The following is a 21,878-nucleotide window of genomic DNA, read 5'->3' on the forward strand; positions in this document are numbered from 1 at the left end:
GCCTAGCGAACAAAAGGCAGGTAAGCATACATAACCCAAGCAAGCAGCACCGCTAAGCCCGCAATCATTGCGAAGGCATAGTGATACAGATAACCGGATTGCAAATGGCGAATGACTCCGGCAAAGCGCCCTACTGCATGCGCACTGCCGTTAACAATGAATCCATCGATAACCTTTTGATCACCGCGATGCCACAAGAGGCTGCCGATCCAAATGAGACCTTTGGCAAACACAGCTTGGTTAAATTCATCGAGGTAGTACTTGTTATCAAATAATTTTTTGATTGGTGCAAAAGCTTGAGCAACTTTTGCCGGTAACTTTGGTGCCCAAAGATAACCAATGGCGGCGGTCAATACACCAAGCACTACCAATAACAATACTGGGGATGTAAATGCATGCATAGCCATGGCAACTGGGCCATGGAATTCATCCTCTAACTCTTTCATGACTGGATGACGAGCTAAATCAATGAATATGGAATCACCAAAGTAAGTTCCAAATAGTAATGGAGATATTGTGTAGAAACCAATGATCACCGATGGGATCGCCAAGAGAATCAAAGGCAATGTCACAACAAACGGTGATTCATGTGGTTTTTGACCTGGAGCCAATCCATGGTGCGCATGGTCATCGCCCTGCTCCGCATGATCGTGGTGGTGGTCATGGGCATGGGCATCATCATGACCCCAGCGTGCTTTTCCGTGGAAAACATAGAAATACAGACGGAAGGAATACAAAGCAGTCACAAATACACTAGCCATTACTGCAAAGTACGCAAATCCAGAACCTGGGATATGGCTTGCAGCAACCGCTTCAATAATGGAGTCTTTTGAATAGAAACCAGAGAAGAATGGTGTACCCACTAAAGCCAGGTTACCCAATAACATCATGAGGCAAGTAATAGGCATGTATTTCCAGAGACCACCCATCTTGCGCATATCTTGCTCATGATGCATACCAAGAATTACGCTACCGGCCGCAAGAAACAGCAAGGCCTTAAAGAATGCGTGGGTCATTAAATGGAAGATAGCAACTGGGTATGCTGAAACACCTAATGCAACAGTCATATATCCCAACTGAGATAAGGTGGAATACGCAACGACACGTTTAATGTCGTTCTGCACAATACCGAGGAAGCCCATAAAGAGCGCAGTGATTGACCCAATCACCAAGATAAAGCTTAATGCTGCATCTGAGAGCTCGAATAATGGTGACATGCGAGACACCATGAAGATCCCTGCAGTAACCATCGTCGCAGCATGAATCAATGCAGAAATTGGGGTTGGGCCTTCCATTGAATCAGGCAACCATACATGCAATGGGAATTGTGCAGATTTGCCCATTGCACCAATAAATAGGCAAATACATGCAACGGTCATCAAATTCCAGCCAGTTCCAGGGAGAGTTTGAGCTGCTAATGCGGAGTTCTGTGAAAAGATCACGTCGTACTGCATCGAGCCTGTGCTCGCAAGCAAGATACCAATGCCCAGAATGAAGCCAAAGTCACCCACACGATTAACCAAGAAGGCCTTCATATTGGCAAAGACAGCAGACTGGCGCTCAAAATAGAATCCGATCAACAAATAGGACACTACACCCACTGCCTCCCATCCAAAGAAGAGCTGCAAGAGGTTATTACTCATCACCAGCATCAACATGGCGAAAGTAAATAGTGAAATATATGAGAAGAAACGGTTGTAGCCCTCTTCACCATGCATATAGCCAATGGTGTAGATGTGAACCATCAATGACACAAAGGTCACTACGCACATCATGGTTGCAGTCAGAGGGTCAATCAGGAAACCAATATCTAAATTAAGCTCACCCAACTGCATCCAACGATACACAGTTCCATTGAAATAGAAACCGTCCATCACCTGAACCAACACATTGCAAGAAAGTACAAATGCAATTGTTACGCCCAAGATAGTCACGAACTGACTTGCGCCATGACCGATGCGATTACCACCTAATTTAGTACCAAAGAAGCCAGCAATGATGGAGCCAACTAGCGGCGCCAAGGGAATTGCGCACAGTACGGGAATATTTAAGGTCAATTGCATGACTAGCCTTTTAGGTGGTCAAGATCTTCAGCATTAATGGTGTCAACCTTACGGAAGAGCACAACCAAAATTGCCAAACCGATAGCTGCTTCAGCAGCTGCCACAGTCAAAATAAAGAATACGAATACTTGACCCGCCATATCGCCCAAATAATGAGAGAAAGCGACAAAGTTCATGTTCACTGCAAGCAACATCAATTCAATTGCCATCAGCAAAACAATCACATTCTTACGGTTCAAGAAAATTCCAATAACACTGGTTGCGAAAAGGATCGCACCAAGGACTAAGTAGTGAGCAAGAGTGATATTCATTTTTTAGCCTCTCTTGCATCCTGCTTTGCAGCCATATCTGAGCCCATCTTGACAATGCGCATACGATCTCCAGCAATGACATTGACCTGCTCGTGAATATTTTGTGCTTTCGAGTCTTTGCGGTTGCGCAATGTCAAAGCAACGGCGGCAATAATCGCAACCAACAAGATCACACCAGCCACTTCAAAAGCGTAAACATAGTCAACGAAGATCAACATACCTAAAGCTTGAGTGTTATTAGCCATCACCTCTTCTGGCATGGGCTGAACAGGTGCATTAGTACCGATAAAGCTACGAATAATCACAATTGATAATTCCAAAACAATCACCGCACCCATTAAAAAGGCTACGGGTAAGAATTTTTTGAAATCACGGCGCAGATGCTCCAAATCCAAATCGAGCATCATGACTACGAAAAGGAATAAAACCATTACAGCGCCAACATAAACCAGAATCAGAGCCAAGCTTAAGAACTCAGCCTTCAGCAGCATCCAAAGTCCTGATGCACAAAAGAAAGCTAGCACCAAGAACAAGGCAGCATGCACAGGATTGCGAGCTGTAATCACGCGCAAAGCAGAAATTACTAGCAAACCCGCAAAGCCGTAGAAGAAAACAGCAAATAAAGTGGATGGATCGAATGTCATATTAGTTCAGCTCAATTCGATTAACGGTAAGGTGCATCAGTTGCACGGTTAGCGGCGATATCTTTTTCATATTTATCACCAACGGCCAGGAGCATTTCTTTTGTGAAGTACAAATCGCCACGCTTATCGCCAAAGTATTCAAAAATATTGGTTTCAACAATTGCATCAACTGGGCAAGCCTCTTCACAGAAACCACAGAAGATACATTTAGTAAGATCGATGTCATAACGAGAGGTACGACGTGTGCCATCATCACGCTCCGCTGTTTCAATTGTGATTGCATAAGCCGGACATACCGCCTCACAAAGTTTGCAACCAATACAACGCTCTTCGCCATTTTCATATCGACGGAGTGCATGCAATCCGCGGAAGCGATTAGACAATGGCGTCTTCTCATCTGGATATTGAACCGTGATCTTAGGTTTAAAAAGATAGCGGCCAGTAATAGACATGCCAGTCAAGATGTCTTTAAGCATCAAGCTATCGAGGAATTGGGAAATTTTCTTAAACATGATTGATCAACTTATTTCCAAATATTCCATGGGGAAACAACCCAAGCACCGATAACCACCACCCAGAATACTGAGATGGGAATAAAGATCTTCCAGCCTAAACGCATAATTTGGTCATAGCGATAGCGTGGCAATGTGGCACGCAACCAGATAACACAGGAAAGGAGGAAGAATGTCTTGCCAAATAACCAGAAGAAACCAGGTATATCACGCAAGATTGGTAAATCAACGATCGGCAACCAACCACCCAAGAACATGATGGAGGCAACGGCTGCAATCAAAATCATATTGGCGTATTCGGCCAAGAAGAACATGGCAAATGACATGCCTGAGTACTCAACCATATGTCCAGCAACAATTTCAGACTCACCCTCAACCACGTCAAATGGATGGCGGTTTGTTTCAGCAACACCAGAGATAAAGTAGATTAAGAACATTGGCAGCAATGGGAGCCAATTCCATGAAAGGAAATTCAATCCCATGCCTGCAAAATAACCCTGCTCTTGCGACGCTACGATTGCGCTCAGATTCAGAGATCCCGATGTCAGCAATACAGTAACTAAGGCGAAGCCCATAGCGATTTCATAAGAAATCATTTGTGCTGATGCGCGCATTGCGCCAAGAAACGGGTATTTAGAGTTAGATGACCACCCTGCCAAGATCACTCCATAAACACCGATAGATGAAATTGCCATGATGTACAGAAGTCCAGCATTTACATCCGCTAATACCATCTTCGCTTGAAATGGAATAACAGCCCATGCCGCAAACGCCGGCATGATCACCATAATTGGTGCTATGAAATACAGAACTTTGCTTGCCTGTGCAGGAGCAATGATCTCCTTCATCAAGAGTTTCAATGCATCCGCAATTGGTTGCAATAAACCCAAAGGTCCTACGCGATTCGGGCCAAGGCGAATATGCATCCAACCAATCAGTTTTCGCTCCCAAAGGGTTAAGTAAGCAACGCAACCGAACATAGGTAGCACGATGATGACGATGCGCACCAAAGCCCAAACCAATGGCCATAAAGAACCAAAAATGGCTTCGCCTTGGGTGGTAACGAGGTTTAAGAAATCATCCATCTCTTACCTTATGCCTTACTCACAGTTACTGGACCGAACATAGATCCCAATTTCGCACTAGCCATAGTTCCAGCAGAAACTCTGATGGCGCCTGGCGCTAGATTTACTTCTAAGGTTGCTGGCATATCAACTGATTGAGCGCCTTGAGTAACGCGAACAGCATCACCCTCTTTTAGACCCAACTCATCAAATGTATTTTTGTTTAAACCGACTTGATTGCCACGCTTTGCGTCACGTGTTAATTGCAATGCAGATGAACGACGAACGATTTGATCGCCAGCGTAAATATTGACATCGGCTAGACGCTCTAGACCATTCGATGGGGCAACATTGCCATTAGAGATAGCGCTACCAGTAGATTGATTGCTAAGACGTGTGCAATAGTTTTCAGGAAGCGCCTCACCCAATACCTCTTCCGGCACATTAAATAAGAAACCATCTAGACCCAACAAGCCACCAAGCACGCGTAACACTTTCCATGCTGGACGAGAATCAGCCAAAGGCTTTACAGAAGGTTGAACTGTTTGAGCTCTGCCCTCTAAGTTCACAAAAGTTGAAACGGTCTCTGAGAATGTAGAAATAGGGAGAATTACATCGGCTACTTCTAATAAATCGGCACTCTTATAAGCACTCATTGCGATAACAGTGTTTGCCTTAGCTAATGCAGCACGAGCTGCAGCAGGGTTAGGTAAATCCGAATCTGGTTCGATATTCATCAAAATCACAGCGCGACGATCGCCAGACAATATAGATTCAACGCCAGCACCATTTGCATTTACTAATGATGCGCCCACAGCATTTCCGCCTACAGGCAAGAAACCCAAGGTTGCGCCAGTCTGCTCAACAATAAATTGAGCCATCACATGCAAATCTGACGCATGTGGGTGTGCAATTGCAGCAGAACCAATCAACACTGCAGAAGATTCACCCGAGATTAAGCTATCAGCGATCTTTTGCGCCGCTTGTGAAACTGCCAGGTTTGCTGTGCCGGCTGGAGCGCTGACTGATTTTGCTTTAGCAACAGCAAGTGCAACTTCACTTAATGCATTGAGCCATGCGCTTGGAGCCGCAGCAATACCATTGCCTGGGATAAGCCAGTCATCACCACCTGCATCAATGCGAGTAACTTGTAAACCACGCTTGCTAGCCGTACGAATACGAGCAGCCAATACTGGCTGATCTTTACGCAAGAAGCTACCAATAACCAGCATGCGATCCAATTCATTAATTTTTGTAATCGGCATACCTAGCCAAGGAGCCACAGCTGCACCATTAATATCTGTTTGACGTAGACGCGTCTCAACTTGCTTAGATCCCAAACCACGTACTAACTTTTGCAGAAGATGCAACTCTTCTGTACTGGAAATTGGGTGAGCTAATGCACCTATAGACTCAGGACCACTTTCAGCTGAAATAGTTTTGATTGAATGAGCAACGTAATCTAAAGCAGACTGCCAATCAGTTTCCAACCACTGACCGCCCTGTTTTACCATTGGTGTGGTAACGCGATCTGGACTATTTAAACCTTCGTAAGAGAAACGATCACGATCGCTAATCCAGCATTCATTAATAGCTTCATTTTCGAGCGCAACAACACGCATTACTTTATTAGCTTTGGTTTGAACAGTAACATTCGCACCTAAACTATCATGTGGGCTTACTGAGCGTTTACGACCTAATTCCCAAGTACGTGCAGCATAGCGGAATGGCTTACTGGTCAATGCACCAACTGGGCACAAATCAATCATATTTCCAGATAACTCTGAATCTACAGTCTGACCAACAAAGGTGGTGATTTCTGAATGCTCACCACGGTTAACCATGCCTAATTCCATTACGCCAGCAACTTCTTGACCGAAACGAACGCAGCGGGTGCAGTGGATACAGCGCGTCATCTCTTGCATCGAGATCAACGGACCTACGTTCTTGTGGAATACGACACGCTTCTCTTCGTCATAGCGAGAATTTGACTTACCGTAACCAACAGCTAAGTCTTGTAATTGGCACTCACCACCTTGATCACAGATTGGGCAATCTAGTGGATGGTTAATTAAAAGAAACTCCATTACAGAGCGTTGAGCTTCAACTGCTTTAGCAGAATGTGTAAACACCTTCATGCCTTGAGTCACTGGTGTTGCACAAGCAGGCAATGGCTTTGGCGCCTTCTCAACTTCAACTAAACACATGCGGCAGTTAGCCGCAATGGATAACTTCTTGTGATAGCAGAAGTGAGGAACGTAGGTGCCGAGCTTATTCGCGGCGTGCATCACCATCGAACCTTGCGGAACTTCTACAGCCTTACCATCTAATTCGATTTCTACCATGCTCACTTTTAGATATCCCGTGCTCTAAATCTTTATAAAGGTTTCGCAGAATCTAAGCAGCGCTTATGTTCTACGTGATACGCAAATTCATCCATGTAATGCTTCAACATGCCACGTACAGGCATTGCTGCTGCATCACCTAATGCGCAAATTGTGCGACCTTGAATGTTGGCAGCTACGTCATTAAGCAAATCCAAATCCTCTGGACGCCCTTCGCCATGCTCAATACGATGAACTATGCGCCATAACCAACCGGTACCTTCACGACATGGGGTGCACTGACCACATGATTCCTCGTGATAGAAATAAGACAATCGCTCCAATGCGCGAACCATGCAACGCGTTTCGTTCATGACGATCACCGCACCTGAACCCAACATAGATCCAGCTTTGGCAATGCTGTCGTAATCCATTGTGAGTTCCATCATCTGCGCGCCAGGTACAACAGGAGAAGAGGATCCGCCAGGAATGACTGCTTTCAAAGGAATGCCGTCACGCATACCGCCTGCAAGCTTCAATAGCTCGGCGAATGGCGTCCCCAATGGAATCTCATAGTTACCTGGATGCACTACATCACCTGATACTGAGAAAATTTTCGTGCCGCCATTGTTTGGCTTACCAAGATCCAAATAAGCCTGGCCACCAATTGCCAGGATGAATGGCACTGCAGCGAATGTTTCAGTATTGTTAATCGTCGTTGGCTTGCCGTACAGACCGAAACTCGCAGGAAATGGTGGCTTAAAGCGCGGCTGTCCTTTTTTTCCTTCCAAGGATTCCAATAAAGCAGTCTCTTCACCGCAAATGTACGCACCCCAACCTGGAGCAGCATGCAGTTGGAATGAAAAATCGCTTCCTAAAATCTTATCGCCCAAGTAACCGGCCGCACGAGCTTCTTCTAAAGCCTCCTCAAAGCGTGAATACACCTCAAAGATTTCGCCGTGGATGTAGTTATAGCCTGCTGAGATACCCATGGTGTATGCACCAATAATCATACCTTCAATCAAAGCATGAGGGTTGTATCGCATGATGTCGCGATCTTTAAAGGTACCAGGCTCACCTTCATCACTATTACAAACAAGATATTTTTGTCCCGGGAATTGACGTGGCATAAAGCTCCACTTCAATCCGGTTGGAAAGCCTGCACCACCACGACCGCGAAGTGAAGATGCCTTCAATTCAGCAATAATGGCATCAGGCGCTACTTTATCGTTAATTAAACGACGTAATTGCTGATAACCGCCGCGACTTTCGTAATCTTTTAAACGCCAATTTTCACCATTTAATCCAGCAAGGATTAACGGTTTAATATGACGGTCGTGCAAGCTGGTCATGCTGCTTTTCCTTCCGCACGCAATTCATTCAACAATGCATCAATCTTTTCTTTGCTCATAAAGCTACACATGCGCTTGTCATTCACGAGCATTACAGGTGAATCGCCACATGCACCCATGCACTCACCTTCTTTAAGAGTAAACGTTCCGCATGGGGTAGTTTCGTTGTAACCAATACCAAGAGTTTCTTTTAAGTATGTCGCTGCTGTCTCACCGTGGGTTAATTGGCAAGGCAAATTCGTACAGATCACCAATTTATATTTACCAACCGGCTTGGTGTTGTACATGTTGTAGAAAGTAGCAACTTCATCAACAGCAATGCTTGGCATTTCTAGAATTTGCGCTACAGTCTCAATGACTTCAGGCGAAACCCAACCTACCTCAGTTTGGGCAGCAATTAAGCAGGCCATTACTGCAGATTGTTTATGCTCTGGCGGGTACTTAGCGATATTGCGATGAATATCGGCTAATGTTTTATCGGATAGTTGAAGGGTTGTAGTCATTAAATAATCCTTGGCACGCTCTATTAGCGGTCAATCTCCCCGAACACAATATCTTGGGTACCGATAATGGTTACTGCATCAGCCAACATGTGGCCGCGTGACATCTCATCCATGGCAGACAAATGCACAAAACCTGGCGCACGAATCTTCATGCGATAGGGCTTGTTAGCGCCGTCTGAAATCAAATAAATACCAAACTCACCTTTTGGATGCTCAACAGCTGAGAAGGCCTCACCATCAGGAACATGAATACCTTCAGTAAACAATTTGAAATGGTGAATCAATTCCTCCATATTGGTTTTCATATCCACACGCTTCGGTGGAGAAACCTTATGGTTATCGCTCATGACAGGACCTGGATTTGCTTTCAACCAAGCCACACATTGTTTGATGATGCGATTCGATTGGCGCATCTCTTCCATGCGCACTAAATAACGATCATAAGAGTCGCCATTTACACCAACCGGAATATCAAAGTCGAGACGGTCATACACTTCGTATGGCTGTTTCTTACGCAAATCCCACTCGATACCAGAGCCGCGCAACATTGGACCAGTGAAGCCGAGCTGCAAAGCACGCTCTGGAGTCACAATGCCAATATTCACTAAACGTTGCTTCCAGATACGGTTGTCGGTTAATAAGTTGCAATACTCATCAACATTAGCGTCAAAACCATTGGTAAATTGCTCGATGAAATCTAACAAGGTGCCGCTACGATTTTCATTTAAACGCTTGACAGCTGAAGCGCTACGAATCTTAGATTTATCGTACTGAGCCATTTGATCTGGCAAATCACGATAAACACCACCTGGACGATAGTAAGCAGCGTGCATACGCGCACCAGATACCGCCTCGTACATATCGAAAATATCCTCACGATCACGGAAGGCGTATAGGAAGACAGCCATCGCACCAACGTCGAGACCATGACAACCGATCCAAAGCAAGTGATTTAGTAAACGAGTTAGCTCGTCATACATCACGCGAATGTATTGAGCACGTAATGGCACATCAACTTGCAGTAATTTCTCAATGGCCATGACATAAGCATGCTCATTGGACATCATTGAAACGTAATCCAAACGATCCATATAAGGAACGTTTTGAATCCAAGTACGTGTTTCAGCCAATTTTTCAGTGGCACGATGCAATAAACCAATATGCGGATCGGCGCGTTGGATCACCTCACCGTCGAGCTCAAGCACCAAGCGGAGTACGCCGTGCGCCGCAGGATGCTGGGGACCAAAATTGAGTGTGTAGTTCTTAATTTGTGCCATGACTTAAACCGGACCTCCATACTGCTCTTCACGAACAATGCGTGGAGTAATTTCTCGAGCCTCAATCGTGACTGGCTGATAAACAACGCGTTTCAACTCTGGGTCATAACGCATTTCTACATTACCGCTGATTGGGAAATCTTTTCTGAATGGATGGCCAATAAAGCCATAGTCGGTCAAAATTCGACGCAAGTCATCATGACCATCAAATAGGATGCCGTAGAGGTCAAATGCCTCACGCTCAAACCAATTGGCAGAATTCCAGACTGGCGTAATCGAAGCAACAACTGGATAGCTATCGTCTGGAGCGAATACACGAACACGCAAACGCCAGTTATGCTCCAAAGACAATAAATGACTTACAACACCAAAGCGTTGACCACCCCATGCGCCTTCACGGAAGTCTTGATAATCCACTCCACATAAGTCAATCAATTGTTCAAAGGCAAGACTTGGGTCATCCCGCAGTAACATGGCGGACTCAAAATAGGTATCTGCGTTAACGACAACCGTAACTTCACCCAATGCAATCTCAATTGATTGAACGCGTTTACCTAAGACTTTTTCTAGGTTGGCTGCAAGTTGAACTAAACGATCTGACATTGTTTAAGCCTTCCGAGCAATCGTGCTGGTGCGAGCGATCTTCGATTGCAACTGAATAATTCCGTAGATCAATGCTTCTGCTGTTGGAGGACAACCAGGTACATAAATATCCACTGGAACGATACGGTCGCAACCGCGCACTACCGAATAGGAGTTGTGATAGTAGCCACCGCCATTGGCGCAAGATCCCATGGAAACTACCCAACGTGGTTCTGGCATTTGGTCATAAACCTTCCGTAAGGCAGGAGCCATTTTGTTGCATAAAGTACCGGCAACAATCATCAAGTCAGATTGGCGTGGTGATGGACGGAAGACCACACCAAAGCGGTCTAGGTCATAACGAGAGGCGCCCGCATGCATCATTTCAACCGCACAGCAAGCCAAACCAAAAGTCATTGGCCATAAGGATCCATTACGCGTCCAGTTAATCAACTGATCCGCAGTGGTGGTAACAAAACCTTCTTTGAGAACGCCTTCTAATGCCATATCTATCACTCCCAGTCGAGAGCGCCCTTTTTCCAGATATATACAAATCCCACAATGAATTCCAACAAGAAAATCACCATAGAGGCGTAGCCAAGCCACCCAATATCACGAAGAGCTACACCCCATGGAAATAGGAATGCAGTTTCTAAGTCAAACAGGATGAAGAGAATGGCAATGAGGTAGTAGCGCACATCGAACTTCATACGCGCATCTTCGAAAGCTTCAAAACCGCACTCATATGGGGAGAGTTTTTCAGCATCAGGCTTCGAAGGGGCCAAAATTTTTCCGAGGAACATGGGGACTAATCCCACCCCAATACCTACGAGGATAAAAAGCAAAACAGGAAAGTAATTAGCGAGATTCAAAATAGCCCTGATTCGTTTGTCTGGTAAATCCTAAAAGCAGCAAATTGTTAATTATTCCACTACATAAAGCATTGATTCAGAGCAAAAACCCTTACCAATACTTCTTTTTGGTGCCGACGGCGAGACTCGAACTCGCACAGCCTAAGCCACTACCCCCTCAAGATAGCGTGTCTACCAATTTCACCACGTCGGCATCTTGCAAAACCTATCAATTCTACTGCATTGCACAAGCCATCCACCCCATTTTTGAGGCAGATAAATACGTAAAAACCTACTTTTTTACTTAGGAACTGCTGGTTTGCTTGGGTCCTGAACGGGTGCTACTGGAGCCACTACAGGAGCTACCGTGCCAGAAAGGACACCAGGGCTCGTTTCTTTCTTATTTCCAATCCAGGTGATACCTAAGGTGCAAATAAAGAAAACTGCGGCAAAAACTGCGGTGGCGTGTGATAGAAAATTTGCAGAACCGCTGGCGCCAAAGAGACTTCCAGAGGCTCCTGAACCAAAAGCAGCACCCATATCGGCACCCTTACCCTGTTGCAATAGAACCAACAAAATGACAGCTAATGCTGAAATCACCTGCAATACGATCAATAAGGTCTTAAACCATTCCACAGCTCATCTCCAATAAAAATTTATGCCTTACAGATAGCCAGAAAATCTTGCGGGTTCAATGAAGCACCCCCAACCAATCCACCATCGATATCCGGCATAGCAAACAATTCAACAGCATTGTCAGGTTTGACGCTGCCGCCGTACAAAATTCCTACGTGCGAGGCCACATCCTCATTAAATTCCGCCAATTGAAGGCGAATAGCACGATGCATGTCTTGTGCAACTTGGGCACTTGCAACCTTACCCGTACCAATCGCCCATACTGGTTCATACGCAATTAAGCAGTCTGCGAGGCGATCTTGCAAAACATTTACCTGCTTGGCAACCTGAGCACAAACAATCTCTTCTGCTCTGCCAGAATTACGCTCATCAGCAGTTTCGCCCACACAGATCACCGGCGTCATTACACTATCCAAAACCTGTAAAGCCTTAGCGGCAACAACTTCCTCAACCTCTTGATGCATTTGACGGCGCTCAGAGTGCCCAACAATGACATAAGCACAACCAACTTCTTTCAACATGGATGCCGAAACTTCTCCGGTAAATGCACCTGCACTATGAGCAGATGCATCTTGAGCACCCAGATTCAAAAACGCCAATGAATGCTCTGCAATCAACTGGGCGCATTGAGTCAAATAAGGAAATGGCGGACATACTGCATATTTGCGTCCTGAAGGCATACCACTCTCCATGCCACGGGCAACGGTTTTAATCCAGTCTTGATTGCTTGCAAGACTGCCATTCATTTTCCAGTTTCCGATAACGATGAGGGGTCGCATAGGGTGTTTAATAATCTAAACAGTTAAAACGATTTTGCCAACGTGTTCAGATGATTCCATTAGCGCATGGGCATCTGCTGCCTGATCTAGGGTAAATGTTTTGTAAATAACTGGCTTTAACTTGCCAGCATTCAACAATGGCCAAACATGCTCATAAAGCTGTTTAGTAATCTGCTTCTTGAAAGAAACTGGGCGTGGACGCAAAGTGGATCCGGTAATCGTTAAACGACGACGCAGAATTTGACCAGTGTTCACTTCAGCTTTAGAGCCGCCCATAATGGCAATAATGACAATACGCCCATCATCAGCCAAGCAATCGATTTCTTTTTGAACATAAGCTCCAGTGACCATATCCAAAATGACGTTAACGCCTTTTCCATTGGTAGCTTTTTTGATTTCTTCAACGAAATCCTGTGTCTTGTAATTAATTGCAAGATCGGCGCCTAAAGCCACGCAAGCTGCACACTTCTCATCAGTGCCAGCCGTTACAAATACCTTGTGACCTAAAGCTTTGGCAATCAAGATTGCAGTAACGCCAATACCACTGGAGCCGCCTTGAACTAACAAAGATTCACCCTCAGACAATTCACCACGCATGAAGACATTGCTCCATACTGTGTAAAAGGTTTCAGGCAACGATGCCGCTTCCTCATCGGTAAAGCCCTTGGGATATGGTAAGCATTGCGCCACAGGTGCAGTACATAGTTCAGCGTAACCACCGCCCTGAACAAGAGCACAAACTTTATCGCCTACCTTAAAGCCAAAGACGTTATCGGCATGAGCCAAATCACCGCCAACAATTTCACCAGCCACCTCAAGACCGGGAATGTCGGATGCGCCTGCTGGAACCGGGTAATGCCCTTTACGCTGCAAAACGTCAGGACGATTAATACCAGCAGCCAAAACTTTGATCAAAATTTCACCTGACCCTGCAGCTGGAGCCGACGGATCAGGACGAGTAGTTGGCACCAACATTTCTGGGGTACCAAACTCTTTAATTTCAATTACACGCATAGAAATCCCCGCTAGGAAATGATCTTAAGCAGACTCGCCTGATGCAGGAGCAGCTTCAGCCACTGCTTCAGTTGCGCCAGCTAAAGGAGCAATGGTGCCACCTTCATCAGCCATCGCAGCCTTCAATGACAAACGCAAACGACCACGCTCATCAGCAGCTAGTAATTTCACGCGAACTACCTGGCCTTCGGCTAGGTAATCTTTAACTTCTTTTACACGCTCATTAGAAATTTCTGAAATGTGCAAGAGACCGTCTTTACCAGGAAGAATGTTTACTAGAGCGCCGAATTCAAGCAACTTCACAACCGGACCTTCGTAGATCTTGCCTACTTCAGCCTCAGCAGTGATGCCTTCAATGCGAGCCTTAGCTTCAGCCATACCCTCTGCAGATGTAGAAGCAATCGTTACGGTGCCGTCATCTTTGATATCAATGCTGCAGCCCGTTTCTTTAGTCAACGCCTGAATTGTTGCGCCGCCCTTACCGATTACTTCACGAATCTTGTCTGGATGAATCTTGAAAGAGACCATGCGTGGTGCATGAGCAGACAATTCTGTACGAACTGAACCCATTGCCTCTTGCATTTTGCTCAAGATGTGCAAACGACCTTCTTTAGCTTGTGCTAAAGCAACTTGCATAATTTCTTTAGTAATGCCTTGAACTTTAATGTCCATCTGAAGAGCGGTAATACCATTAGCAGTACCTGCTACCTTGAAGTCCATGTCGCCTAAGTGATCCTCATCACCCAAGATGTCTGTCAACACAGCAAAACGGTTGCCATCAAGGATCAAGCCCATTGCTACACCAGCAACGTGCGCCTTAACTGGAACGCCTGCATCCATCATCGCCAAACAGCCGCCGCAAACAGAAGCCATTGAAGATGAACCATTGGACTCAGTAATCTCAGAAACGACACGAATGCTATATGCGAAATCTTCTGGGCTAGGTAATACTGGAATCAATGCGCGCTTAGCCAAACGACCGTGACCGATTTCACGACGCTTTGGGCTGCCTACACGGCCAGTTTCACCAGTAGCAAACGGAGGCATGTTGTAGTGGAACATGAATCGATCGCGGTATTCACCTTCAAGCGCATCGATAATTTGCTCGTCACGTGCAGTTCCTAAAGTGGCTACCACGAGAGCTTGGGTTTCGCCGCGAGTAAACAATGCAGAACCGTGTGTGCGTGGCAATACGCCGTTACGAATTTCAATTGGGCGAACAGTACGTGTATCACGACCATCAATACGTGGCTCACCATTCAAAATCTGGCTACGCACGATCTTCGCCTCGATTTCAAACATGATGTCGCTAACTGCAACAGCATCGACTTCACCCTCTTCAGCCAATTTAGCCAATACTTCTTTAGAAATTTCTTTTAGCTTGTCTGAACGAGCGCCCTTTTGACGAATCTGATAGGCCTCACGCAATGGTGCTTCAGCTAATGCGGTGACCTTAGCAATAAATGGTTCATCTTTAGGAGCTGCAGTCCAATCCCACTCTGGCTTGCCAGCTTCACGAACTAAATCGTTAATTGCATTAATAGCTGTTTGCATTTGGTCGTGACCATATACAACCGCACCCAGCATCACATCTTCAGATAATTGATTTGCTTCGGATTCAACCATCAATACAGCCGCTTGTGTACCGGCAACAATTAAATCGAGTTCGCTAGTAGCTTGTTCTGTGCGGGTAGGATTCAAGAGGTACTGACCATTTGCGTAGCCAACGCGCGCTGCGCCAACTGGACCAGCAAAAGGAATGCCGGAAACAGCCAAGGCTGCAGAGGCTGCGATCAATGCTGGAATATCAGCAGGAACATCTGGGTTGATGGACAGCACGTGCACCACAACCTGTACTTCATTCAAGAAACCTTCTGGGAACAAAGGACGCAATGGACGATCGATCAAACGAGAGATCAATGTCTCACCTTCAGATGGACGCCCCTCACGACGGAAGAAACCACCAGGAATCTTGCCGGCTGCGTAGGTCTTTTCTAAGTAATCAACAGTTAATGGGAAAAAGGATTGGCCTGGCTTTGCAGACTTCGAGGCAACAACTGTACCCATTACAACTGTGTCATCAACGTTAACGATCACGGCACCACCGGATTGACGAGCAATCTCACCCGTTTCCATGGTTACCTGGTGATTGCCCCATTGAAAACTTTTTACTGCTTTTTTAAACATAGTCATTCTGATCTTCTCCAAATTGTTCACGCAAAGCTCACATGAGCAGTACGCTTGCCGTGGGATAAAACAGTGTCACGACAACACTGGAGCGATTTAAGATCACAAGGGATGCCATTCCAGGGAGACTCTGAATCAGTTTTCAGAAACTCATTGGAATGACACAATCCCCTACACAAATAATCTTGAAACGCCCAAAAAACATGCCATCTGCTTAAGACTGAATCCGCGAAGAAACAACCCTAAGATAGATGGCATTGCATACCGATAAGAATTACTTACGGAGACCTAATTTCTCGATCAATGCGCGATAGCGATCCAAATCTTTGCCTTTGAGGTAATCCAAGAGGCGACGGCGACGTGAAACCATCTTCAACAAACCACGACGGCTGTGATGATCTTTAGCGTTAGCCTTGAAATGGGGGGTTAATTCATTGATGCGGGCTGTGAGCAAGGAAACTTGAACTTCAGGGCTACCCGTATCATTTGCGCTGCGCGCGTTTTCTTTGACGATTTCCGCCGTTTTAATATCAGCAACTGCCATTTTTAATACTCCTAACTTGCGAACACTTGAGCTTTCACCCTTTAGTGTCGTGCGTGATTAACAAAAAAACAAAAAAGCTTTACAAATCAAAGCCCTCGAATTGTAGCAGAGCCTAACTCTTTTTACGGAATTGTATGTAGGGAGCGCACATAAGGTATTATCAAATTCTACTACAGAATTACTATTTTTCCTTTAAATACAAAGGCTTACATATAATGCACCCCGTTTATCGAGCAATTTTCACCACCTTATGCCTCGGAATTGGCTTATTTCAACCCGCCCATGCTCAATTCGGCTCTTTTTTTGGCCCAGATAAGTCAATCGCCGAACAACGCCAAGATATCTTGATTAAGAGCCAGTCCATCTTGAAGCAACTATATGAAGCCCAGCCAAAAGCAAAGGAGCTGATTGAAAAGTCAGTAGGTTATGCAACCTTCAGCAATATTGGAATGAAAATTTTGATCGCAGGTGGAGGTACTGGCAGTGGCGTTGTTTTTGATAAGGCCACAAAAAAACCAATCTACATGAATATGGCTGAAGTTCAAGCGGGGTTGGGACTCGGAATTAAATCATTCCAGAATATTTTTGTATTTCAAAATGAAGCAGCCATGAACGACTTTATTAATTCAGGCTGGACATTCGGTGGGCAAGTTACCGCTGCAGCCAAATATGAAAAAGATGGCGATGCCTATCAAGATGCTACCGTTGTTGCTCCAGGCGTATTGATGTATCAGCTTACCGACTCCGGCCTTGCCGCAGAAATCACCGGCAAGGGCACGAAGTACTATAAAAATGCTGACTTAAATAAATAAGCCTATTGATGACGCCTAGGGCGTCATCTGTGCATTAAGCTTTGCTTGGCTTGGATCATGCAATTTATTCAATGCGGATAAGTATGCTTTTGCAGAAGCTGCAATGATGTCAGGATCGGTGCCAACACCATTCACAATGCGCCCGCCTTTAGCTAAGCGTACTGTTACCTCTCCTTGAGATTGAGTGCCTGAGGTAATCGCATTGACGGAATAAAGTAACTGCTCCGCCCCACTCTTCGCAATTTCTTCAATTGCGTTCAAGCTAGCATCCACAGGACCATTGCCTTCTGCTTCAGAGCTCATTTCCTTATCACCCATGCGGAATGTCACACGTGATTTAGGGCGCTCACCAGTCTCAGAGTGCTGACTCAAGGAGATAAATTTGTAATGCTCTCCCTCTTCATCCGACTTTGAATCAGACATAATCGCAATAATATCCTCGTCAAAAATCTCTGACTTTTGATCAGCCAAAGCTTTAAACCTAGTAAACGCTTCGTTTAAATCAGCCTCAGCTTCGACGCTAATGCCTAACTCTTGTAAGCGCTGCTTGAATGCATTGCGACCGGATAATTTACCCAAAACAATCTTATTGGCAGACCAACCTACGTCTTCTGCGCGCATGATTTCATAGGTATCACGGTTTTTTAAAATACCGTCCTGGTGAATACCGGATGTATGTGCAAACGCATTCGCACCTACAACTGCCTTATTGGGCTGCACTACAAAGCCGGTAATTTGGGAAACCAATTTGGAGGCTGGCACGATTTGAGTCGCATCAATGCCACAAACCATATCAAAATAGTCTTTACGCGTACGTAATGACATCACAATTTCTTCCAAGGCTGTATTGCCAGCGCGCTCACCCAAGCCATTTATCGTGCACTCAATTTGACGGGCACCGCCTATTTTTACTCCAGCCAAAGAATTTGCAACAGCCATGCCTAAGTCGTTATGACAATGCACTGACCAGACTGCTTTATCAGAGTTAGGCACTCGGGTGCGCAAAGTTTTAATGAACTCACCATATAACTCTGGCGTTGCATAACCTACAGTATCTGGAATATTAATGGTGGATGCACCTTCATTAATTACAGCCTCCACTACTCTGCATAAGAAATCCATCTCAGAGCGATAGCCATCTTCAGCAGAGAATTCAATATCAGATGCTAAGTTACGAGCAAATCGAATAGAACGCTTAGCCTGCTCTAAAACTTCCTCAGGAGACATACGCAACTTCACAGCCATATGTAATGGACTGGTAGCCAAAAATGCATGAATTCTTTTGGCATTGGCGGCTTGCAATGCGTCAGCGGCACGAGTGATGTCCTTATCGTTTGCTCTTGCTAAAGAACACACGATCGAATCCTTGACTGCTGCAGCCACAGCAGATATGGCCTGGAAGTCACCTTCAGAGCTAGCAGCAAAACCTGCCTCAATCACATCTACCTTCAGGCGCTCAAGTTGACGAGCAATACGCACTTTCTCGTCCCTGGTCATCGAAGCGCCCGGGGATTGTTCACCGTCACGTAAAGTTGTGTCAAAAATGATTACTTTGTCGCTCATCACTGCTCTCCAGTTTTAAATACTTCGGAACTTATTCAATTACAAATCTCATAAAACAAAAACCCCAGCAATTTGCTGGGGCTGGTATATGGTGGTTAATGAATATCTTTTATCTCATTAACTCAGGCCTTACCCGCCCCAAGCGATAGGCTTAGTGCTAGAAGCAGTTTCCCGCTTGGAAGACCGGTTAAAAGTGAGAAATTCATCAACATGGAATTAATATACCCCAAAAATAGCGGATTAGCTAAAACGCTTACCACTCAGTCTTTCCCAGGCCCAAATTACATAACCCGAGATAGAGTACACAACAAACAAGCCAAATAGGGTTAATGGCGGGTTAGAAGAGATCAAGACAAAGGTCAAAATCATCAATACCATCACACCAAATGGCACGCGATAGCGGACATCTAAGGCTTTGCCACTATAAAAACGGGCGTTGGATACCATGGTAAGTCCAGCATAAACCGCAATGAAGAAGGTAACCCACGGAATAGCAGTATCACGAACCGGAATCTTATTGTCATCCGCAAGCCAGATAAATCCAGCCATCAAAGCACCAGCAGCTGGACTTGGCAGGCCTTGAAAAAACTTCTTATCGACAACGCCAGTGTTCACATTAAAACGAGCAAGACGTAAGGCGGCACCAGCACAGTAAGTAAATGCTGCTAACCAGCCCCACTTACCCAAATCCTTCAAAGCCCATTCGTAGGCTACCAAAGCTGGCGCAACGCCAAAAGAAACCATATCCGCAAGCGAATCATATTGCTCACCAAAAGCACTCTGTGTGTTTGTCATGCGAGCTACACGGCCATCCATTCCATCGAGCACTAAGGAAGCAAAAATGGCTATCGCAGCAATTTCAAACTGGTGGTTCATCGCATTCACAATCGCAAAGAATCCACAAAACAATGCGGCAGTCGTAAATGCATTTGGTAAAAGATAGATGCCCTTGCTACGTAAGCGGGGCTTTTGAGGGTGCAACTCCTCTACTTCATAATCGACCCCATCACCCAACTCTTCCGCCCAAAGTTGCTCAGAGGATTGGGTATGACGGTGAGAGAGGCGGCTACGGTCAATACGGCCACGACGGCGAAATGTGCTCAAAGCGTATCCCAGTAAAAGATTTGAATCAATCCAAGCCAGGCAAACGTGCCAAGGCTGTATTCGTTGCAAATACTTTATCACCAACAGAAACCAATGGCTCTGCAGTTAAGGGTAAATACACATCAACACGGGATCCAAAGCGAATAAAGCCGTAACGCTCACCCGCCTTCAGGCGGTCACCAATATGGATATAGCAAAGAATGCGACGAGCAATCAGACCTGCAACTTGAACTAGAGTCACCATTTGACCGTTGGCATCAATTACAACAGCATTGCGCTCATTCTCAGTTGAAGCTTTATCTAAATCTGCATTCACAAACTTGCCTGGGAAATACTGAATCTCTTTAACCAGACCATTTACTGCACTGCGATTGGAATGGACATTGAATACATTCATGAATACGCTGATCTTGAGCGCCTCACGACCCGCATAAGGATCGTTTGCTTTTTCAACAACCACAATACGACCATCCGCAGGGGATAAAACCAAATCACGTCCGAGCGCGGGAATGCGCTGGGGGTCGCGAAAGAACTGCAAAACAAAGATAAAGATGATCCACAACGGCCATGACCAAGCTATGCCACCGAGATAGTGAACTAGCAAAGTCACCGCCCCCACTAACGCTAAATACGGCCAACCTTCTTTCGCAATAATGGGATGTGGATACATCATCTTTGTTCTGAGCCTTTTATTGAACTTCTATTAATTGGATGCTTAGTTCTTGGTTTGATCCACTAACTTGTTCTTCGCAATCCAAGGCATCATAGCGCGCAACTTAGCACCTACCACTTCGATGTCATGCTCTGCATTCAAACGACGACGAGAAATCAAAGTAGGCGCACCTGCTTTGTTTTCCAAAATAAAGCTCTTAGCGTATTCACCAGTTTGAATATCTTTCAAACACTGACGCATTGCATTCTTAGTATCTTCTGTAACTACGCGTGGGCCAGTGACATATTCACCGTACTCAGCGTTATTAGAGATTGAGTAGTTCATGTTAGCAATGCCACCTTCGTAGATCAAATCAACGATCAACTTGAGTTCATGCAAGCACTCAAAGTAAGCCATCTCAGGAGCGTAACCAGCCTCAACCAAAGTCTCAAAACCAGCCTTGATCAACTCTACTGCGCCACCACAGAGAACAGCCTGCTCACCAAACAAGTCTGTTTCAGTTTCTTCACGGAAGTTCGTTTCGATGATGCCGGCACGACCGCCGCCGTTTGCTGTTGCATAAGACAAAGCAACATCACGTGCAGAGCCAGATTTGTCTTGGTAAACAGCGATCAAATGAGGAACGCCGCCGCCTTGTGCGTAGGTACCGCGAACTGTATGGCCAGGGGCCTTAGGAGCAATCATGATCACATCTAAGTCAGCGCGTGGTTGAACTTGACCGTAGTGAACGTTAAAGCCGTGAGCAAAGGCAAGGGCAGCGCCCTGCTTGATATTGCCGTGAACTTCTTTGTTGTAAACATCAGCGATTTGCTCGTCGGGCAACAACATCATGACTACGTCAGCATCTTTCACAGCTTCGCCTACTTCTTTAGCTGTCAAGCCAGCATTCGCTGCCTTGCTCCAGGAAGCGCCGTCTTTACGCAAACCAACAGTCACATTAACGCCAGAATCTTTAAGGTTCAATGCGTGTGCGTGACCTTGTGAACCATAACCAATGATGGTGACTTTCTTGCCCTTGATGAGGGACAAATCAGCGTCTTTATCGTAAAAAACTTTCATGCTCTTTCCTTGTATTGAAAATGT

22 protein-coding genes and 1 tRNA gene are annotated in these 21,878 nt (G+C 45.5%); 1 reads left to right on the forward strand and 22 read right to left on the reverse strand.

Going from position 1 to position 21,878, the window contains the following annotated elements; genetic code table 11:
- Positions 1-2: 2 nt before the first annotated feature.
- The 18 genes from nuoL to rpsO all read right to left on the reverse strand — a co-directional run bounded on the left by nuoL (position 3) and on the right by rpsO (position 16,643).
- Positions 3-2,063 carry an NADH-quinone oxidoreductase subunit L gene (gene nuoL, locus ICV36_RS05220; protein WP_215399580.1) on the reverse strand — a complete coding sequence of 687 codons (2,061 nt, stop codon included), beginning with the start codon at positions 2,061-2,063 and terminating at the stop codon, positions 3-5.
- A gap of 2 nt (positions 2,064-2,065) precedes the next feature.
- Positions 2,066-2,374 carry an NADH-quinone oxidoreductase subunit NuoK gene (gene nuoK / locus ICV36_RS05225; RefSeq protein WP_215291988.1) on the reverse strand — a complete coding sequence of 103 codons (309 nt, stop codon included), beginning with the start codon at positions 2,372-2,374 and terminating at the stop codon, positions 2,066-2,068.
- Positions 2,371-3,018, reverse strand: coding sequence for an NADH-quinone oxidoreductase subunit J (locus tag ICV36_RS05230; RefSeq protein WP_215399581.1), 648 nt, complete (start codon positions 3,016-3,018; stop codon positions 2,371-2,373). Before ICV36_RS05230 ends, nuoK begins: the two co-directional genes overlap by 4 nt.
- A 20-nt stretch (positions 3,019-3,038) precedes the next feature.
- Positions 3,039-3,530, reverse strand: a complete 492-nt coding sequence (nuoI, locus tag ICV36_RS05235) for an NADH-quinone oxidoreductase subunit NuoI (protein ID WP_215399582.1) — start codon at positions 3,528-3,530, stop codon at positions 3,039-3,041.
- An 11-nt stretch (positions 3,531-3,541) separates the two neighbouring features.
- Positions 3,542-4,615 carry an NADH-quinone oxidoreductase subunit NuoH gene (gene nuoH, locus ICV36_RS05240; protein WP_215399583.1) on the reverse strand — a complete coding sequence of 358 codons (1,074 nt, stop codon included), beginning with the start codon at positions 4,613-4,615 and terminating at the stop codon, positions 3,542-3,544.
- Positions 4,616-4,623: 8 nt separating this feature from the next.
- Positions 4,624-6,939, reverse strand: a complete 2,316-nt coding sequence (nuoG, locus tag ICV36_RS05245) for an NADH-quinone oxidoreductase subunit NuoG (RefSeq protein ID WP_215399584.1) — start codon at positions 6,937-6,939, stop codon at positions 4,624-4,626.
- 32 nt (positions 6,940-6,971) lie between these two features.
- Positions 6,972-8,270: an NADH-quinone oxidoreductase subunit NuoF gene (gene nuoF / locus ICV36_RS05250; protein ID WP_215399585.1), complete on the reverse strand. Its 1,299-nt coding sequence runs from the start codon at positions 8,268-8,270 to the stop codon at positions 6,972-6,974.
- Positions 8,267-8,773 (reverse strand): NADH-quinone oxidoreductase subunit NuoE, encoded by a 507-nt coding sequence (gene nuoE / locus ICV36_RS05255; RefSeq protein ID WP_215399586.1) that lies wholly within the window; start codon positions 8,771-8,773, stop codon positions 8,267-8,269. Before nuoE ends, nuoF begins: the two co-directional genes overlap by 4 nt.
- Before the next feature lie 23 nt (positions 8,774-8,796).
- The gene (locus ICV36_RS05260) at positions 8,797-10,050 is read right to left on the reverse strand and encodes an NADH-quinone oxidoreductase subunit D (RefSeq protein ID WP_215399587.1); all 1,254 of its coding nucleotides are present in this window, start codon (positions 10,048-10,050) and stop codon (positions 8,797-8,799) included.
- 3 nt (positions 10,051-10,053) lie between these two features.
- The gene (locus ICV36_RS05265; RefSeq protein WP_215399588.1) at positions 10,054-10,653 is read right to left on the reverse strand and encodes an NADH-quinone oxidoreductase subunit C; all 600 of its coding nucleotides are present in this window, start codon (positions 10,651-10,653) and stop codon (positions 10,054-10,056) included.
- A gap of 3 nt (positions 10,654-10,656) precedes the next feature.
- Positions 10,657-11,139 carry an NADH-quinone oxidoreductase subunit B family protein gene (locus ICV36_RS05270; protein ID WP_215399589.1) on the reverse strand — a complete coding sequence of 161 codons (483 nt, stop codon included), beginning with the start codon at positions 11,137-11,139 and terminating at the stop codon, positions 10,657-10,659.
- 5 nt (positions 11,140-11,144) lie between these two features.
- Positions 11,145-11,504, reverse strand: coding sequence for an NADH-quinone oxidoreductase subunit A (locus ICV36_RS05275; protein WP_012357790.1), 360 nt, complete (start codon positions 11,502-11,504; stop codon positions 11,145-11,147).
- A 108-nt stretch (positions 11,505-11,612) separates the two neighbouring features.
- Positions 11,613-11,697 (reverse strand) — tRNA-Leu (locus tag ICV36_RS05280).
- Between the two features lie 86 nt (positions 11,698-11,783).
- Positions 11,784-12,119: a preprotein translocase subunit SecG gene (secG, locus tag ICV36_RS05285; protein WP_215399590.1), complete on the reverse strand. Its 336-nt coding sequence runs from the start codon at positions 12,117-12,119 to the stop codon at positions 11,784-11,786.
- A gap of 20 nt (positions 12,120-12,139) precedes the next feature.
- Complete coding sequence (gene tpiA / locus ICV36_RS05290) at positions 12,140-12,898, reverse strand: triose-phosphate isomerase (RefSeq protein WP_215399591.1); 759 nt, start codon at positions 12,896-12,898, stop codon at positions 12,140-12,142.
- A 15-nt stretch (positions 12,899-12,913) separates the two neighbouring features.
- On the reverse strand, positions 12,914-13,912 hold the full coding sequence (locus ICV36_RS05295) for an NAD(P)H-quinone oxidoreductase (RefSeq protein ID WP_215399592.1): 999 nt from the start codon (positions 13,910-13,912) through the stop codon (positions 12,914-12,916).
- A gap of 24 nt (positions 13,913-13,936) precedes the next feature.
- The gene (gene pnp / locus ICV36_RS05300) at positions 13,937-16,105 is read right to left on the reverse strand and encodes a polyribonucleotide nucleotidyltransferase (protein WP_215399593.1); all 2,169 of its coding nucleotides are present in this window, start codon (positions 16,103-16,105) and stop codon (positions 13,937-13,939) included.
- A 268-nt stretch (positions 16,106-16,373) separates the two neighbouring features.
- Positions 16,374-16,643: a 30S ribosomal protein S15 gene (gene rpsO / locus ICV36_RS05305; RefSeq protein ID WP_068323724.1), complete on the reverse strand. Its 270-nt coding sequence runs from the start codon at positions 16,641-16,643 to the stop codon at positions 16,374-16,376.
- Positions 16,644-16,858: 215 nt separating this feature from the next.
- On the opposite strand from rpsO, the gene ICV36_RS05310 reads away from it, so the two are divergent.
- Complete coding sequence (locus ICV36_RS05310; protein WP_215399594.1) at positions 16,859-17,455, forward strand: YSC84-related protein; 597 nt, start codon at positions 16,859-16,861, stop codon at positions 17,453-17,455.
- Between the two features lie 15 nt (positions 17,456-17,470).
- Here the strand turns inward: ICV36_RS05310 and ICV36_RS05315 are convergent, their stop codons facing one another.
- The 4 genes from ICV36_RS05315 to ilvC all read right to left on the reverse strand — a co-directional run bounded on the left by ICV36_RS05315 (position 17,471) and on the right by ilvC (position 21,854).
- Complete coding sequence (locus tag ICV36_RS05315) at positions 17,471-19,018, reverse strand: 2-isopropylmalate synthase (RefSeq protein ID WP_215399595.1); 1,548 nt, start codon at positions 19,016-19,018, stop codon at positions 17,471-17,473.
- Positions 19,019-19,258: 240 nt separating this feature from the next.
- Entirely contained in the window at positions 19,259-20,122 is an 864-nt protein-coding gene (gene pssA / locus ICV36_RS05320; RefSeq protein WP_215399596.1) for a CDP-diacylglycerol--serine O-phosphatidyltransferase, read from the reverse strand.
- A 25-nt stretch (positions 20,123-20,147) separates the two neighbouring features.
- Positions 20,148-20,795, reverse strand: coding sequence for a phosphatidylserine decarboxylase (locus tag ICV36_RS05325; protein WP_215399597.1), 648 nt, complete (start codon positions 20,793-20,795; stop codon positions 20,148-20,150).
- 42 nt (positions 20,796-20,837) lie between these two features.
- On the reverse strand, positions 20,838-21,854 hold the full coding sequence (ilvC, locus tag ICV36_RS05330; RefSeq protein ID WP_215399598.1) for a ketol-acid reductoisomerase: 1,017 nt from the start codon (positions 21,852-21,854) through the stop codon (positions 20,838-20,840).
- Between the last annotated feature and the right edge of the window lie 24 nt (positions 21,855-21,878).

This window comes from Polynucleobacter sp. MWH-UH35A (assembly GCF_018687075.1).
GTDB lineage: Bacteria > Pseudomonadota > Gammaproteobacteria > Burkholderiales > Burkholderiaceae > Polynucleobacter.